We start from the raw sequence: 14,305 nt of genomic DNA, 5'->3' as shown, positions 1-14,305 counted from the left end.
TGCGGCGTCCTTTTTTATTTGAACGTCAACATTCGATGACGTAAGAATCGCCAGTGAATGGCCGCCTATTTGGCGATCTGCCTTTCGCGGACTTCCTCAAGCGTCTTGCAGTCGATGCACAGTGTCGCCGTCGGGCGGGCTTCGAGGCGCTTGATGCCGATCTCGACGCCGCAACCGTTGCAGTAACCGTAGTCACCGTTTTCGATGCGGTCTATCGTTTCTTCAATTTTCTTGATCAGCTTGCGTTCGCGATCGCGGTTACGAAGCTCGATGGCAATGTCGGTTTCCTGGCTTGCACGGTCGTTGGGGTCGGCGAAAACGGTCGCTTCATCCTGCATGGTGTGAACCGTACGCTCGATGTCGCTCATCAGTTCCAACTTGAGCGTTTCGAGGATGGTGCGGAAATGAGTCAGTTGTTTGCTGCTCATGTATTCCTCGCCCTTTTTGGCAGTGTAGGGGGCGAAATGTTTGTGGAGCAATTCTTCACTCATGTTCAGAAACCATCCATTCGTTTTTGCAAAAAGGCGATTTAATATCAGAAATAGCGGAACCCTGCAAGTTATCGATGAAATGCCGGGAGTTCGTTCGCCTGTCCTGAGGGGATTGTAACGTAACCAGCGCCTTGCGCTACTTGCCTTCGCCAGGTTCCGGTACAGACACCACCAGAATGCAAACAGATTTGCGACAGCCAGTAAAACAGCGCGACAAAAGCGCGCTGCGCAATTGACCTTGCCAGGGTCAGTCTGTAGAATGCGCCCTTCTTCGGGGCGTAGCGCAGCCTGGTAGCGCATCTGCTTTGGGAGCAGAGGGTCGTGAGTTCGAATCCCACCGCCCCGACCAGAAATTTTTTTAAATCAAGAAGCGGTACCGGCGGGAAGCAATTCCCGACAGTCTCGCGATTCGCGCCCGTAGCTCAACCGGATAGAGCACCGGCCTTCTAAGCCGGGGGTTGTGAGTTCGAGTCTCGCCGGGCGTGCCAGATCGATGGCGGTGTTAGCTCAGTTGGTAGAGCACTGGATTGTGATTCCAGGTGTCACGGGTTCGACCCCCGTACATCGCCCCAGACCGAACCCCTGCCAGCCAAAAGCTTGCGGGGGTTCTTATTTCCCGATCCCCGATTGAACCAAGGACTGGTCTGATTGCCTATGCTTGCATGCTCCGAAATGTCTGATCACTGCCGGTTCCGCCCCCAATGAATACATCCGTGTCGCCGCTGCAGAGCGGCGTAGCGAAACCCCTGTTTTCCTACCGCAAGTTCTGGGCCGGGCGCTTTGGCGTTGCGCCCTTCCTGCCCATGTCGCGCGCCGAGATGGACGTGCTCGGCTGGGATTCCTGCGACATCATTCTGGTCACCGGCGATGCCTACATCGATCATCCGAGTTTCGGCATGGCGCTGGTCGGGCGCCTGCTTGAGGCGCAGGGCTTTCGAGTCGGCATCATCAGCCAGCCCGACTGGCTGTCGGCCAAGGCCTTCAGGACGCTGGGCCAGCCCAACCTGTTCTTTGGCGTGACCTCGGGCAACATGGATTCGATGGTCAATCGCTACACCTCGGACCGGAAAATCCGTTCGGACGATGCCTATACTCCCAATGCCGAGCCCAACAGGCGGCCGGACCGCGCCGTCGTGGTTTATGCCCAGCGTTGCCGCGAAGCGTTTCCGCAGGCCAATGTCGTAATCGGCTCGATCGAAGCCAGCCTGCGCCGGATCGCCCACTACGATTACTGGTCGGACAAAGTGCGGCGCTCGGTGTTGCCCGATTCTAAAGCCGACATGCTGATCTTTGGCAGCGCCGAGCGCGCCATCGTGGCGCTTGCACACCGCCTGGCGGCCGGCGAAAAGATTGCTGAAATCCGCGATCTGCGCGGTACCGCCTTCATGGTGCCGCGCGGCTGGTTGCCCGCCAGCGACTGGTCGGAGATCGATGCCAGCGACGTCGACACGCCGGGGCCGCTGATCCGCCACGCCGACCCGTACGCCATGCAACCCGAGCCGGGCAAGGAAACGCTCTGTGCCTCGTCGGCAGCGCCAGGAGAAGCGCCCAGGGCACCGGCGCAGGCCATCCCGCAGGCCATCCGCTTCCACCCGCAGCTCAAGTCGCACACCCGCATGCCCCGGCTGGAGCGGTCGCGGACGGCGATTCGTCTGCCGTCCTACGAGCAGGTGGTGGCCGATCCGGTACTCTATGCCCATGCCTCGCGAACCTTCCACATCGAATCGAACCCGGGCAACGCGCGCGCGCTGATCCAGGCGCACGGCGAGCGTGACGTGTGGCTCAATCCGCCGCCGATCCCGCTGACAACGGCAGAGATGGATGGCGTCTTTGCCGCGCCGTTCCAGCGCAAACCGCACCCCGCGTACGGTGAGGCGAAGATTCCGGCCTTCGACATGATCCGTTTCTCGATCAACATCATGCGCGGCTGCTTTGGCGGCTGTACCTTCTGCTCGATCACCGAACACGAAGGGCGCATCATCCAGAGCCGCTCGGAAGAATCGATCCTCAGAGAGATCGAGGAAATCCGCGACCGAACGCCAGGCTTCACCGGAACCATTTCCGATCTCGGCGGGCCGACGGCCAATATGTACCGGCTGGCCTGCAAGGATCCGAAAATCGAAGCCGCGTGCCGCCTCCTCTCGTGTGTGTTCCCCGGCATCTGCGACAACCTGAATACCGACCACGCGCCGCTCATCCAGCTCTACCGCAAGGCGCGGGCGATCAAGGGCGTTAAACGGGTGCTGATCGGTTCCGGCCTGCGCTACGACCTGGCCCTGCGTTCGCCCGAGTACGTGAAGGAACTGGTGACGCATCACGTCGGCGGCTACCTGAAAATCGCCCCTGAGCATACCGAAGAAGGGCCGCTGGCGCACATGATGAAGCCGGGAATCGGCGCCTACGACGAGTTCAAGCGGCTGTTCGACAAGTTTTCGAAGGAGGCGGGCAAGGAGCAGTACCTGATCCCGTCCTTCATCGCCGCGCATCCCGGAACGCGCGATGTGGACATGCTCAACCTGGCGTTGTGGCTCAAGCAGAACAACTTCCGTCTCGACCAGGTGCAGACCTTCCTGCCGACGCCGATGGCCATCGCCACCGCGATGTACCACACGCAGCGCAACCCGCTGCGAAAAGTCACGCGTAACTCGGAACAGGTCGAGACCGTCCGCGCCAGCCGCATGCGCCGCGTGCACAAGGCATTTCTGCGCTACCACGACCCGGAAAACTGGCCCCTGCTGCGCGATGCCCTGCGCCAGATGGGCCGCGCCGACCTGATCGGCAGCGGCAAGAAACACCTGATTCCGGGGTTTCAGCCGGCCGGCACAGGTTTGCGGCATCGGGAATCGGGGATGATTCAGAAATCGGGTCAACAAAACCCAAAAGTGCAAACCACCAGGTCACCAAGGACACCAAGAGGCACCAGGTAAAAGAAAATAATCAAGTAGGTCAGGTCAGGCCATAGGCCGAAACCCTACGACGCTGACCGAAACTTCGGCTTATGCTCACGGCCCCTGCAAGGTCGGGCTACGGCCTGGCGGCTTGACCCGACCTACAGGCTTATCCAGAAACCGTCGTCCCGCCGAAAGCCGGGACCCAGTTGGTGCGGCAAAAACTGGATTCCAGCCTTTGCCGGAATGAAGATTTGGGATTGTTAAGCCGCTTCCAATTCCAAAGCCATTCGTTCAATCGCCCTGATTTAGTTTTTGCGCTGCAACATACGAAGCCCGGTATGTGCTAAGATCGCCGCCTTTTATCAAAGAGTTACCCCCTCATGTCCCGTTCAGTTCGTAACATCGCCATCATTGCCCACGTCGACCACGGCAAGACCACGCTCGTCGACAAGCTGCTGCATCAGGCCGGGAGTTTTTCAGCCCACCAGCACATCGCCGAACGCGTCATGGACTCGAACGATCTGGAAAAGGAGCGGGGCATCACCATTCTCGCCAAGAATCTGGCCGTCGACTATCAGGGGGTGCATATCAACATCGTCGATACGCCGGGGCACGCCGACTTCGGCGGCGAGGTCGAGCGCGTGCTGTCGATGGTCGATGGCGTGCTGTTGCTGGTCGATGCCGTCGAAGGGCCGATGCCGCAGACGCGCTTCGTGACCAAGAAGGCGCTGGCGCTCGGACTCAAACCGATTGTCGTGGTCAACAAGATCGACCGTGACGGCGCACGTCCAGACTGGGTGGTCGATCACACCTTCGATCTTTTCGACAAGCTCGGCGCCAATGACGAGCAACTCGATTTTCCGGTGATCTACGCTTCGGCGCTCAATGGTTATGCCACGCTCGATCTGGCCAAACCCTCACCCGACATGCGACCGATGTTCGAGGCCATCCTTAAACACGTTCCACCGCCGCACGCCGACGAAATCGACGGCCCGCTGCAATTGCAGATTTCGGCACTCGACTATTCGTCCTACGTCGGCCGCATCGGCATTGGCCGCATTCAGCGCGGCCGCCTGAAGCCGGCGCAGCAGATCACCGTGATGTACGGCCAGGCCGATGCAGAGGGCAAGTTCGAGCATGGCAACCCGAAAACGGCCAAGGTCAATCAGGTCTTCGGTTTTCGCGGAATCGAACGGGTTTCGCTGGATGAGGCGGTGGCCGGCGACATCGTTCTGGTGACCGGCGTTGACGACCTCTCGATCGGCTGCACGATCACCGATAACGACAGGCCCGAAGCGTTGCCGATGCTGAAGATCGACGAGCCGACGCTGAACATGACCTTCATGGTCAACAACTCGCCGTATGCCGGAACCGAAGGCAAGTTCGTCACCAGTCGCCAGATCCGCGAGCGCCTGAACAAGGAGCTGCTGACCAACATGGCGCTGCGCGTCGAAGAAACCAGCGAAACCGATTCCTTCCTCGTCTCCGGGCGCGGCGAACTGCACCTGACGATCCTGCTGGAAACGATGCGCCGTGAAGGTTTCGAACTGGCCGTCGGTCGTCCGAAGGTGATCTACAAGACGATCGACGGCGTCGAATGCGAGCCTTACGAGATGCTTACGCTGGATGTCGAAGAGGCGCATCAGGGCGGCATCATGGAAGCGCTCGGCTACCGCAAGGGCGACCTGCAGGACATGGTTTCCGACGGTCGCGGGCGCGTCCGTCTCGAGTACCGCATTCCGGCGCGCGGTCTGATCGGCTTCCAGGGCGAGTGCATGAACCTGACGCGCGGCACCGGCCTGATGAGCCATGTCTTTGACGATTACGCCCCGGTCAAGGGCGACATGCCCGGCCGCCGCAACGGCGTGCTGATTTCGGCCGAACACGGCGAAGCCGTGGCCTATGCGTTATGGAAGCTGCAGGACCGCGGCCGCATGTTCACCGTTCCCGGCGACCGCCTCTACGAAGGCATGATCATCGGCATTCACTCGCGCGATAACGACCTCGTGGTCAACCCGATCAAGGGCAAGCAACTGACCAACGTCCGTTCCTCGGGTACCGACGAGGCCGTGCGCCTGGTGCCGCCGGTCGATGTCACGCTGGAGAGCGCCGTCGAGTTCATCGACGACGACGAACTCGTTGAAATCACCCCGAAAAGCATCCGCATGCGCAAGCGCCACCTCATCGAGCACGAACGCCGGCGCGCGAGTCGTGCCGAGGGGTAGCGTCACCAGTAATTCGGGACAAAGTAGAGGGAAAGTCGTTAGCATGAAAATTAGTCCGAAAGAGATATTGACTATTCGGGGAGGGGGGTAATCTGATTTCTCTTTCACTTGAGGGCCAACATGAAACGACTGAACAAGGCGGCGCTGGCGCTTGCGACGGCGGGGGTGCTGAGCAGTGGGGTGGCACAGGCGGCGCTCAATGACCGGGGTGGTGGCCTAATTTACGACGTCGTACTGAACATTACCTGGCTGCGTGATGCCAACTATGCCGCGACACAGTACGCAGCGACCGGTGGTACCCAAGGTGATGCCGACGGTCTGATGAACTGGAATGCTGCCAACGCCTGGGCTGCCGGCCTCAGCTACGCCGGCTACGATGACTGGCGCTTGCCGACGGCGCTGAACCAGGACGGCAGCGGACCGTGTGATAGTTTCGACTGTACCAACAGTGAAATGGGCCACATGTTTTACAACAACATGGGGGCAATTGCTTTCAACAGCATTTTGACAGGTTCAAATACTGCCAACCTCGCGCAGTTTACCAATCTGCAGCCCTACATTTACTGGTCCGGTACGGCTACGCGCCGGATCCGGCCAACGGCGCATGGTACTTCAGTATCCGCCATGGCTTCCAGATCAGCTTCTACCAAAGCCTTGAGTTTTATGCCTGGGCGGTTCGCTCCGGCGATGTCGCCGCCGTACCAGAACCCGAGGCGTATGCCTTGCTAATGGCGGGATTGGGACTACTTGGGGTGGTCGCGAAGCGGCGTCGTCGGCCCTTCGCGGCTTCATGAGCTTCGACCCTTTCCGGGGTGCAGGGGGCGGCAGCCGCTTGCGTTTTTATTTTTCCCGCGATGGCGCGTTTGGAGCATCTGCCGATCAGGACTGATGACCGAATCGCCAGCCGGCTTGAGTCCGCGCCAAGGCGTCGAGCGATCGATCCTGAAACACCGTATTAACACTGAGAGCACGAAGAAATCGCGCAGCACCTGCCGCGAAGCATTTCACGGCGGGACAGAGCGTCAGAGCGTTCGCCGTAATTGACGATTCACCCTTCAGGTGAGTTAAATTCACAATGGTGCAAGGCTTTTCGAGACTTGGTATTCGGTGATCATTGTCTGCGTTCAAGCAATCTTGTTGGCTAACCTGGCTAATTAGAGTTAAGCTGTAGGCGACACGTGAAATTCCTCAGGAGGTCAACCATGCAATGCAATATGCTCGAAGCCAGGAATCAACTCTCGAAACTGGTGCAGGCGGCGCTGGCCGGCGAGGATGTGGTGATCGCCAACAAGGGCGTTCCCGTCGTCCGGCTGGTCAAGGTCGGCGCGCAGGGTTTTTCGCGCAAGCCCGGTGCCTGGTCGGGTTTGCCCAAAGCCGAAGCGGACTGGGATACGCCCGCGACCAACGCCGCCATCGCCGATGCGCTCTCCGGCTGCGAATTTCCGTGAAGCGATACCTGCTCGATACCCAACTGATCTATTGGTGGATGACGGCGGACGTACGTCTGGGCAAAGCCACGCAAGCCCTGGTCGCCAGGTCGGAAATTATCGTGAGCACGGCCAGCGTGTGGGAGATGGTGCTCAAAAATGCCAGCGGCAAACTGCCTTTGCCGCCCGGAGCGCTCGGCGATCAATTCGAAGCACAGGGCTTTGTCCTGTTGCCCATCCTGCCCCGCCACATCGAAGCCGTGCGCCACTTGACTTGCGCACACGCCGATCCCTTCGATCGACTGCTCATCGCACAGGCGCAGGATGAGAGAGTGACGCTGCTGACGCGCGATGCCGGACTACTGAAGCTGGGCCTGGATGGGGTAGTGAAGGCCTGATCAATCATTGGGCTCGGAGCCTTGCCCGCTCCGGGCTCAACATCAAACATGGGCTACGTACCGGCCTCGTGTTCACACCGCCAGCCCGGCAAGGGCCGACCCGGCGATGATCAGGATCACCCGGGTCGGCCAGCGGAACAGCGCAAACAGCGCACCGACGCCGATCAGCAGCGCTGGCCATTCAAACGAGCCGTGCCAGCCTTGCGGCCAGTACACATGCCAGGCAAAAAACAGCGCCAGACTGGCGATGACGCCGACGACGGCGGCGGTGATTCCGTTCAGCGGAGCGGCCAGGTGAAGATTGCCGTGCGTCCTCTCGATCAGCGGCGCGCCGAGAAAAATGAAGACGAAGGACGGCAGGAAGGTGAAGAAGGTGACCACCAGCGCGCCAGCCACTCCGGCGGCAAGCAGGTGTTCGCCGCCGAACGGCGGGTGCTGCCAGGCGCCGACGAAGCCGACGAAGGCAGTGACCATGATCAGCGGCCCCGGCGTGCTTTCGCCGAGTGCCAGGCCGTCGATCATTTGCCTAGCGTCCAGCCACGCAAACTGCTCAACGGCGCCCTGAAAGACATACGGCAGGACAGCGTAGGCGCCGCCGAAGGTGAGCAGCGCGGCCTTGGTGAAGAACCAGCCCATGCGCGTCAGCACGCCGTCCCAGCCGAAGACGAGGCTCAATGCCGCCAGTGCAGCGCCCCAGAGAACCAGACCAATGATCAATGTGCGCAGGAAACTGCCGCTGCTGTAGCGGGCATGGGGTGGCGTTGGCGTGCCGTCGTCGATCAGCGCCGCGCCGTAACTTAGCCGAGTAGTTGCAGCATGCGCCGAAATGGCGGCAAAGTGTTGCGGCGCCAGGCGAGTACCCAGCCAGCCGCAGGCCGCGGCGGCGAGAATGATCGCCGGAAAGGGCAGGGCGAAGAAGAAGAGGGCGCAAAATGCCGCCGCAGCGATTGCGGCCAGCCCGGGGCTGTGCAGCGTCCGTCGACCGATGCGCCAGGCGGCGAAAGCGACGATGGCGGTGACCGCCGGCTTGATGCCGTATAGCAGCCCGGCAATCGCCGGGGTGTTGCCGAAGGCCATGTACAGCCACGACAGTGCGATCAGCAGCAGCAGCGAGGGCAGGACGAACAGGCTGCCGGCGGCAAGCCCGCCCCATTTGCCGTGCAGAAGCCAGCCGAGATAGGTGGCCAGTTGCTGCGCTTCCGGGCCGGGCAGGAGCATGCAGTAGTTGAGCGCGTGCAGAAAGCGGCGTTCGGATATCCAGCGCTTTCTCTCGACCAGATCCTGGTGCATGATCGAGATCTGCCCGGCCGGGCCGCCGAAGCTGATGCAGCCGAGCCATAGCCAGTAAGCGAGCGCCTGAGCGAAGGACGGTGCGGCCGGCGGCGTGGCGTTGTTCGTGCTCATGGTCTTGTCATGCACTTTGCTTTAGAATCATGCGGGAGCGGATTTATCGGCACTTTAACCTTTAACCTGACTTGCTACTAAGCTAAGTTAACTCGTCATTCCGGCGAAAGCCGGAATCCAGAAAGCACGGCTGGATATCTCTGGATTCTGGCTTTCGCCGGAATGAGCGCGAAGCCTGGCCTCGGGCCACGGACGGAAAAGAGCCGGAGCATGCACCGGCCGTCAGAGCTTCATGGCTAATCAGGATTTTTCATGAGTACAGGCCATCCACGATGCTGAGTATTTTTGGCAAGCACAAGCCTGAACAAGGCCTCCAGGAGCTGGAGAAATTATCGCTGTTCGTCGACCTGAATCGGCGCGAGATGAAAATCGTCGACGGTTTCATGCACGAGCGCAGTTACCTGAAGAACGAGGTGATCTTCGACGAGGGCGAGGAAGGGCAGGCCATTTATTTCATCCGCTCGGGCCAGGTACTGATCTGCCGTCAGGGTCAGACGGATAACCCGATTGCCACGCTTGAGCGCGGCAATTTTTTCGGTGAACTGGCCCTGCTTGACGATGCACCGCGCTCGGCGCAGGCGCGTGCCGGCGAAAATTGCACGCTGGCGGTTTTTTTCCGTGGCGACTTCCTTAACCTGATGCATTCGCATGCACTGATCGCCTCGAAAATCGCCCTGCAACTGGCTCGTCACCTTGGTGTGCGCTTGCGCGGCGCGGTACACGGCGGACAACACTCGTGACGAAAAGGGAGCGTTATCGATCGGGGCCGCTGGTCTGGCTGGCTATCGTCGTGACGACCTGCCTGCTGCTTTTTCTGTTCCAGAAGATTCTCTGGCTGGTGGTGCCCTTCCTGCTGGCCCTGATTGGCTATTACCTGCTTTTCCCCCTGCAGCGGCGACTGGTGCTGGGCGGCATGTCGCGCGATGCCTCGGCGGCCGTGGTCAGCGGCGGCGCCTTTGTCGTAGCCAGTCTCGTCATCATGCTGGCCTTTCCGTGGATCAGTTCGCACCTTGTTTCGTGGCAGGATTCTGCCGCACTTTACATCGAGGGGGGGTTGCGTTTCATCGCCGAAACGCTGGCCTGGGCCGAGCGCAACTACACCTTTGCTGCCAAGGCGCATCTGAGCGATCAGTTGACGCAGCAGATCAGCGAGTTGGGCGAGAAGTTCGCCGGCACCTATCTGACGGCAGCGGCACTGACGGCCGCGGCCTGGCTGCCCTCGCTGCTGCTGGCGCCGTTTCTGGCGTATTTCTTCCTGCGCGACGGCTGGCGCTTCAAGATGTTTCTCAGCCGTGCCGTGCCGAATGCTTTTTTCGAACGTACGCTGTATCTGCTCGATCAGGTCGACCACACGGCCCGGCTCTATTTTCAGGGCTTGATCAAGCTGACCCTGCTTGATGCGCTGTGTCTGGGTTTCGGACTCTTGATGATCGGTGTGTCGGCGCCCTTCGGGCTCGGCCTGCTCACCGCGATCCTGGCCTGGGTGCCGTATATCGGCTCGATTCTGGGTTGTCTGCTGGTTGTTCTGGTGGCGGCCACCGATTTCCCCGGCGATCCGGCGATGGCTTACGCGGCCATCGGCCTGTTCATCTGGGTGCGCCTGCTCGATGATTTCTTTTTCATGCCGATGACGATCGGGCGCAGTCTGAAGTTGCATCCGCTGCTCACGGTGGTGATGATTTTCGTCGGCGGGGCGGTGGCCGGCGTGGCCGGCCTGATGCTGGTGTTGCCGCTGCTGGGCATCGTGATGGTGCTCGGTGAAACGGTCGGCGAAGTCGTGACCGACCCGCGTTTGCGGGCGCGGCATGTTTTTGCCAAGGCCCTGATGCACCGCCAGGCGACACGCGACCTTCGCTTATGAGAGCGGATGAACAATACGAAAACCCGCAGTGCAGAGGCGTCCCTCAGGAGGATTTCCCTCGGGGCCTGAGCTGGCATCGGCAAAAGATAGTGTCGCTTGTTGTCAGACGAGCAGAGGACGCGCAAAGCCGCCGGGCTAACTAAGCTTTTTCTACTCACTGTTTTATTGGTGAAAGTTTGTGTTCATGGTGGCTGGCTGGTCAAGATTGTTCCATGCCTTTTAAAACGACCCGCAACCGGCTTCGCTGTCCTGATCCGCAATCCAGAGTAAAATCCGTCTATGTCTTATCAAGTGCTGGCGCGCAAGTGGCGCCCCAAATCCTTTGACAGCCTGGTCGGGCAGGAACACGTTGTTCGGGCCTTGACCCATGCCCTGAGCGAAAAGCGCCTGCATCATGCGTATCTGTTCACTGGCACGCGCGGTGTCGGGAAAACCACGCTGGCCAGAATCCTGGCCAAATCGTTCAACTGCGAGACGGGTATCACGGCGACCCCGTGCGGCGTCTGTTCGGCGTGCAGCGAAATCGATTCGGGCCGCTTTGTCGATCTGCTCGAAGTCGATGCGGCGACCAATACCAAGGTCGATGAGATGCGCCAGCTTCTCGAAAACGCGGTCTATGCGCCGACGCGTGGCCGTTTCAAGGTTTACGTGATTGACGAAGTGCACATGCTCTCGAATTCTGCATTCAACGCCATGCTCAAAACGCTGGAAGAGCCGCCGGAACACGTGAAGTTCATCCTGGCCACGACCGACCCGCAGAAAATCCCGGTTACCGTGCTGTCGCGTTGCCTGCAGTTCAACCTCAAACAGATGACGCCGCAACTGATCGCCGCACATCTGAAGCATATTCTCGGCGTCGAAGCGATCAGCGCCGAACCTGCTGCACTGCACCTGCTCGCGCGTTCGGCCAGCGGCAGCATGCGTGATGCCCTCTCGCTGCTCGACCAGGCGATTGCCCACGGCGCCGGCAAGGTCGAGGAAGCGCAGGTGCGCGAAATGCTCGGTACGGTCGATCTGGATTACCTGTTTTCAATTCTTGATGCGCTGCTCGCCGGCAATGCGGCCGGCATGCTGCAAGTGGCCGATACCATGGTCATGCGCAGCCTGTCGTTCGATCTGGCCCTGCAGGAACTGGCCAGCCTGCTCACCCGGCTGCAAGTGGCTCAACTGGCGCCTCTGGCGCTTGCTGACGATCTGCCCGAACGGGCGCGTATTCTGGAGATGGCGGCGCGGCTCGATCCCGAGTTCGTTCAACTGGCCTATCAGATCGCCGTACATGGCCGCAAGGAACTGCCCCTGGCCCCCGACGATCAGGCCGGTTTTGTCATGACGCTGTTGCGTCTTCATGCTTTCCGTCCGGCGCTGGCCGGCGCTGCGGCCAGGCCAGGCCCGGTTTTGTGCGCGGCGGTGGAGCGCCCGGCGCGCTTGACCGCGATGGAGCCGGGGCAAAAGAATACTACACCGGCGAGTACGCCGGCGAGCAGTGCGCCGGCGTTTGATTCCGCGCCGCACTCACCCGGGCCAGCGGAAATGCCCCTGGCGGCGGTGGCCGGCGAACTTGTTACAAGTTCATCGCTTGAAACGACTACGGAGGACGGCAACTGGCACGCTATTCTGGCCGCACTCAAACTGGGCGGAATGGCACGGGAACTCGGGCAGCACTGCGAGTTGCGCCGCATCGACGGGGCGCAGATTGTCCTTGGCCTGTCGCCGATACATCGTCATTTGCAGATGAAACCCGCACAGGACAAGTTGCAGCAGGCGCTCACGGCGTATTTCGCTCGTCCCCTGCAGTTGTTGATCGAACTCGAGGAGGTGGCCGGCGATACACCCGCCGCGCTTGCCCAGCGTCAGCGCAACGAGCGGCAGGATCGTGCAGTGGCGGCCGTCGAGCAGGACGACTTCGTGCGCGAAGTCATCGATCTGTTTGACGCGACACTGATTGAATCTTCCATAAAACCCGTTTAATTTTTTCGAGGTAAGCAAGATGATGAAAGGCGGAATCGCCGGTCTGATGAAACAGGCCCAGCAAATGCAGGAAAACATGAAGAAGGCGCAAGAAGACCTCGCCAAGCTTGAAGTCGAGGGCGAGGCCGGTGCCGGGATGGTCAAGGTGAAGATGACCTGTAGCCACGAAGTGCGTCGCGTCTCGATTGATGCGTCGGTGATGGATGACCGGGAGATGCTCGAGGATCTGGTAGCGGCCGCCTTGAACGACGCCATGCGCCGGGTTGAGCAGGTCTCCCAGGAACGCATGTCCGGCTTCACCGCCGGACTGAATCTGCCGCCCGGGATGAAGTTGCCTTTTTGATGTCCACGCCGTCGAGCCTCGAATCCCTGATCGAGGCGCTGCGCTGTCTACCGGGGATCGGCCCGAAGTCGGCTCAGCGTATGGCTTACTACCTCATGCAGCATGACCGCCCCGGTGCCCGGCACCTGGCCGACGCCTTGCAGCTTGCGCTCGCTGCGCTGCGCCACTGTCAGCGCTGCAACACATTTACCGAAGCCGAGATCTGCGAGCGTTGCCAGTCAGGCAAGCGCGACACCAGTTTGCTGTGCGTTGTCGAAACGCCGGTCGACATGAACATGATGGAGCAGACGCATGCCTATTCCGGGCTGTATTACGTCCTGATGGGGCGGGTTTCGCCGCTCGATGGCATCGGTCCGCGCGAATTGCAGCTCGATCAGTTGCTGGCGCGTGCCTGTGATGGCGTGGTGCAGGAGGTCATTCTGGCGACCAATTTCACCAATGAAGGTGAAGTCACGGCGCATTACCTGACCGAAATGCTGAAAAGCCGACGCATTCGCGTTTCGCGCATTGCGCGCGGCGTTCCGGTCGGCGGTGAACTGGAATATGTCGATGCCGGAACGCTGGCCCAGGCGGTTCGCGAGCGAAGATCGCTGGCCGAATAGGTATTTGGCATTTTGCCCCTTCAATCCGGAAAAAAATTAGCGTATAATTTGCAACTTTGGTTTTCATCATTGGTTATTTCGTTCTGAGGGTCAGCACGATGAGTACAGAAAGCAAAATGGATTGCGGCAGACGGCGGTTGATTATCGCTACTGCGGCTGTCGGCGGAGCAGGGGCGGTCGTCGCAATGGTGCCCTTTCTCTCCAGCATGCTGCCGTCCGAACGAGCCAAAGCGGCAGGCGCGCCGGTCGAGGTCGATATCGGCAGCGTCGGTCCCGGTCAGATGATCACTGTCGAGTGGCGCGGCAAGCCGGTATGGGTGTTCAACCGGAATCAGGAGATGCTCGACACCTTGCCCAAACTTGATGGCGTATTGGCCGATCCCAAGTCTGAAGTCGATCATCAGCCCGCTAATTGCAAAAACGAGACGCGCTCGATCAAGCCGAATGTTCTGGTCGCTGTTGGTATCTGCACGCACCTCGGCTGCTCGCCAAGTTCCAAGTTTCAGCATGGCCCTGCTGACGGCATGGCGGCTGACTGGCTCGGCGGCTTTTTGTGCCCCTGTCACGGTTCAACGTTTGACTTTGCCGGTCGTGTTTTCAAGAGCATGCCGGCTCCGAGCAACCTTATAGTGCCGCCGCATACGTATCTCACCGATACGCGTATCCTGATCGGCGAAGACAAGAAGGGGGCGTAA

The 14,305-nt window shown here is 60.3% G+C and carries 14 protein-coding genes and 3 tRNA genes; 15 read left to right on the top strand and 2 right to left on the bottom strand.

What is annotated here, in order from left to right; all coding sequences use genetic code 11:
• Nucleotides 1–65: 65 nt before the first annotated feature.
• Nucleotides 66–491 carry an RNA polymerase-binding protein DksA gene (gene dksA, locus JNM42_RS04485; RefSeq protein ID WP_294266791.1) on the bottom strand — a complete coding sequence of 142 codons (426 nt, stop codon included), beginning with the start codon at nt 489–491 and terminating at the stop codon, nt 66–68.
• Between the two features lie 272 nt (nt 492–763).
• On the opposite strand from dksA, the gene JNM42_RS04480 reads away from it, so the two are divergent.
• The 9 genes from JNM42_RS04480 to JNM42_RS04445 all read left to right on the top strand — a co-directional run bounded on the left by JNM42_RS04480 (nt 764) and on the right by JNM42_RS04445 (nt 7,432).
• A tRNA-Pro gene (locus JNM42_RS04480) sits at nt 764–840 on the top strand.
• Nucleotides 841–902: 62 nt separating this feature from the next.
• Nucleotides 903–979 (top strand) — tRNA-Arg (locus tag JNM42_RS04475).
• Between the two features lie 8 nt (nt 980–987).
• Nucleotides 988–1,063: transfer RNA gene (locus tag JNM42_RS04470), tRNA-His, on the top strand.
• 129 nt (nt 1,064–1,192) lie between these two features.
• The gene (locus tag JNM42_RS04465) at nt 1,193–3,418 is read left to right on the top strand and encodes a YgiQ family radical SAM protein (protein WP_366504403.1); all 2,226 of its coding nucleotides are present in this window, start codon (nt 1,193–1,195) and stop codon (nt 3,416–3,418) included.
• A 344-nt stretch (nt 3,419–3,762) separates the two neighbouring features.
• Nucleotides 3,763–5,607, top strand: a complete 1,845-nt coding sequence (gene typA / locus JNM42_RS04460) for a translational GTPase TypA (protein WP_294266788.1) — start codon at nt 3,763–3,765, stop codon at nt 5,605–5,607.
• A 120-nt stretch (nt 5,608–5,727) separates the two neighbouring features.
• A complete protein-coding gene (locus tag JNM42_RS04455; RefSeq protein ID WP_294266786.1) occupies nt 5,728–6,336 on the top strand; it encodes a hypothetical protein in 609 nt (202 codons plus the stop codon).
• Entirely contained in the window at nt 6,336–6,401 is a 66-nt protein-coding gene (locus tag JNM42_RS19415) for a hypothetical protein (RefSeq protein ID WP_366504405.1), read from the top strand. Before JNM42_RS04455 ends, JNM42_RS19415 begins: the two co-directional genes overlap by 1 nt.
• Nucleotides 6,402–6,809: 408 nt before the next feature.
• Nucleotides 6,810–7,055, top strand: a complete 246-nt coding sequence (locus JNM42_RS04450) for a type II toxin-antitoxin system prevent-host-death family antitoxin (protein WP_294266783.1) — start codon at nt 6,810–6,812, stop codon at nt 7,053–7,055.
• Entirely contained in the window at nt 7,052–7,432 is a 381-nt protein-coding gene (locus tag JNM42_RS04445; RefSeq protein WP_294266781.1) for a type II toxin-antitoxin system VapC family toxin, read from the top strand. The genes JNM42_RS04450 and JNM42_RS04445 overlap by 4 nt, the downstream gene beginning before the upstream one ends.
• Nucleotides 7,433–7,504: 72 nt before the next feature.
• On the opposite strand, the gene chrA is transcribed toward JNM42_RS04445, so the two are convergent.
• Entirely contained in the window at nt 7,505–8,836 is a 1,332-nt protein-coding gene (gene chrA / locus JNM42_RS04440) for a chromate efflux transporter (RefSeq protein WP_294266779.1), read from the bottom strand.
• Between the two features lie 272 nt (nt 8,837–9,108).
• Between chrA and JNM42_RS04435 the strand changes: the two genes are divergently transcribed.
• The 6 genes from JNM42_RS04435 (at nt 9,109) to petA (ending at nt 14,305) form a co-directional block, all read left to right on the top strand.
• Nucleotides 9,109–9,576 (top strand): cyclic nucleotide-binding domain-containing protein, encoded by a 468-nt coding sequence (locus JNM42_RS04435; RefSeq protein ID WP_294266776.1) that lies wholly within the window; start codon nt 9,109–9,111, stop codon nt 9,574–9,576.
• Entirely contained in the window at nt 9,573–10,697 is a 1,125-nt protein-coding gene (locus JNM42_RS04430; RefSeq protein ID WP_294266771.1) for an AI-2E family transporter, read from the top strand. Before JNM42_RS04435 ends, JNM42_RS04430 begins: the two co-directional genes overlap by 4 nt.
• A 279-nt stretch (nt 10,698–10,976) precedes the next feature.
• Entirely contained in the window at nt 10,977–12,665 is a 1,689-nt protein-coding gene (gene dnaX, locus JNM42_RS04425) for a DNA polymerase III subunit gamma/tau (RefSeq protein ID WP_294266769.1), read from the top strand.
• A 19-nt stretch (nt 12,666–12,684) separates the two neighbouring features.
• A complete protein-coding gene (locus JNM42_RS04420) occupies nt 12,685–13,008 on the top strand; it encodes a YbaB/EbfC family nucleoid-associated protein (RefSeq protein WP_294266765.1) in 324 nt (107 codons plus the stop codon).
• Nucleotides 13,008–13,610, top strand: a complete 603-nt coding sequence (gene recR, locus JNM42_RS04415) for a recombination mediator RecR (protein ID WP_294266762.1) — start codon at nt 13,008–13,010, stop codon at nt 13,608–13,610. The genes JNM42_RS04420 and recR overlap by 1 nt, the downstream gene beginning before the upstream one ends.
• A 98-nt stretch (nt 13,611–13,708) precedes the next feature.
• Nucleotides 13,709–14,305, top strand: coding sequence for a ubiquinol-cytochrome c reductase iron-sulfur subunit (gene petA / locus JNM42_RS04410; RefSeq protein ID WP_294266759.1), 597 nt, complete (start codon nt 13,709–13,711; stop codon nt 14,303–14,305).

The sequence above is a fragment of the Propionivibrio sp. genome, assembly GCF_016790145.1.
In the GTDB taxonomy this organism is placed as follows: Bacteria; Pseudomonadota; Gammaproteobacteria; order Burkholderiales; family Rhodocyclaceae; genus Propionivibrio.
The sequence above is the reverse complement of the archived record's forward strand: the minus strand, read 5'-3'. Positions and strand labels throughout refer to the sequence as shown.

Excerpts from the sequence above, each read along its gene's own strand:
- dnaX (WP_294266769.1), top strand. The coding sequence starts at position 10,977 with ATGTCTTATCAAGTGCTGGCGCGCAAGTGGCGCCCCAAATCCTTTGAC.
- typA (WP_294266788.1), top strand. The coding sequence starts at position 3,763 with ATGTCCCGTTCAGTTCGTAACATCGCCATCATTGCCCACGTCGACCAC.
- JNM42_RS04450 (WP_294266783.1), top strand. The coding sequence starts at position 6,810 with ATGCAATGCAATATGCTCGAAGCCAGGAATCAACTCTCGAAACTGGTG.
- recR (WP_294266762.1), top strand. The coding sequence starts at position 13,008 with ATGTCCACGCCGTCGAGCCTCGAATCCCTGATCGAGGCGCTGCGCTGT.
- chrA (WP_294266779.1), bottom strand. The coding sequence starts at position 8,836 with ATGAGCACGAACAACGCCACGCCGCCGGCCGCACCGTCCTTCGCTCAG.
- JNM42_RS04435 (WP_294266776.1), top strand. The coding sequence starts at position 9,109 with ATGCTGAGTATTTTTGGCAAGCACAAGCCTGAACAAGGCCTCCAGGAG.
- JNM42_RS04455 (WP_294266786.1), top strand. The coding sequence starts at position 5,728 with ATGAAACGACTGAACAAGGCGGCGCTGGCGCTTGCGACGGCGGGGGTG.
- JNM42_RS04420 (WP_294266765.1), top strand. The coding sequence starts at position 12,685 with ATGATGAAAGGCGGAATCGCCGGTCTGATGAAACAGGCCCAGCAAATG.
- petA (WP_294266759.1), top strand. The coding sequence starts at position 13,709 with ATGAGTACAGAAAGCAAAATGGATTGCGGCAGACGGCGGTTGATTATC.
- JNM42_RS04465 (WP_366504403.1), top strand. The coding sequence starts at position 1,193 with ATGAATACATCCGTGTCGCCGCTGCAGAGCGGCGTAGCGAAACCCCTG.
- dksA (WP_294266791.1), bottom strand. The coding sequence starts at position 491 with ATGAGTGAAGAATTGCTCCACAAACATTTCGCCCCCTACACTGCCAAA.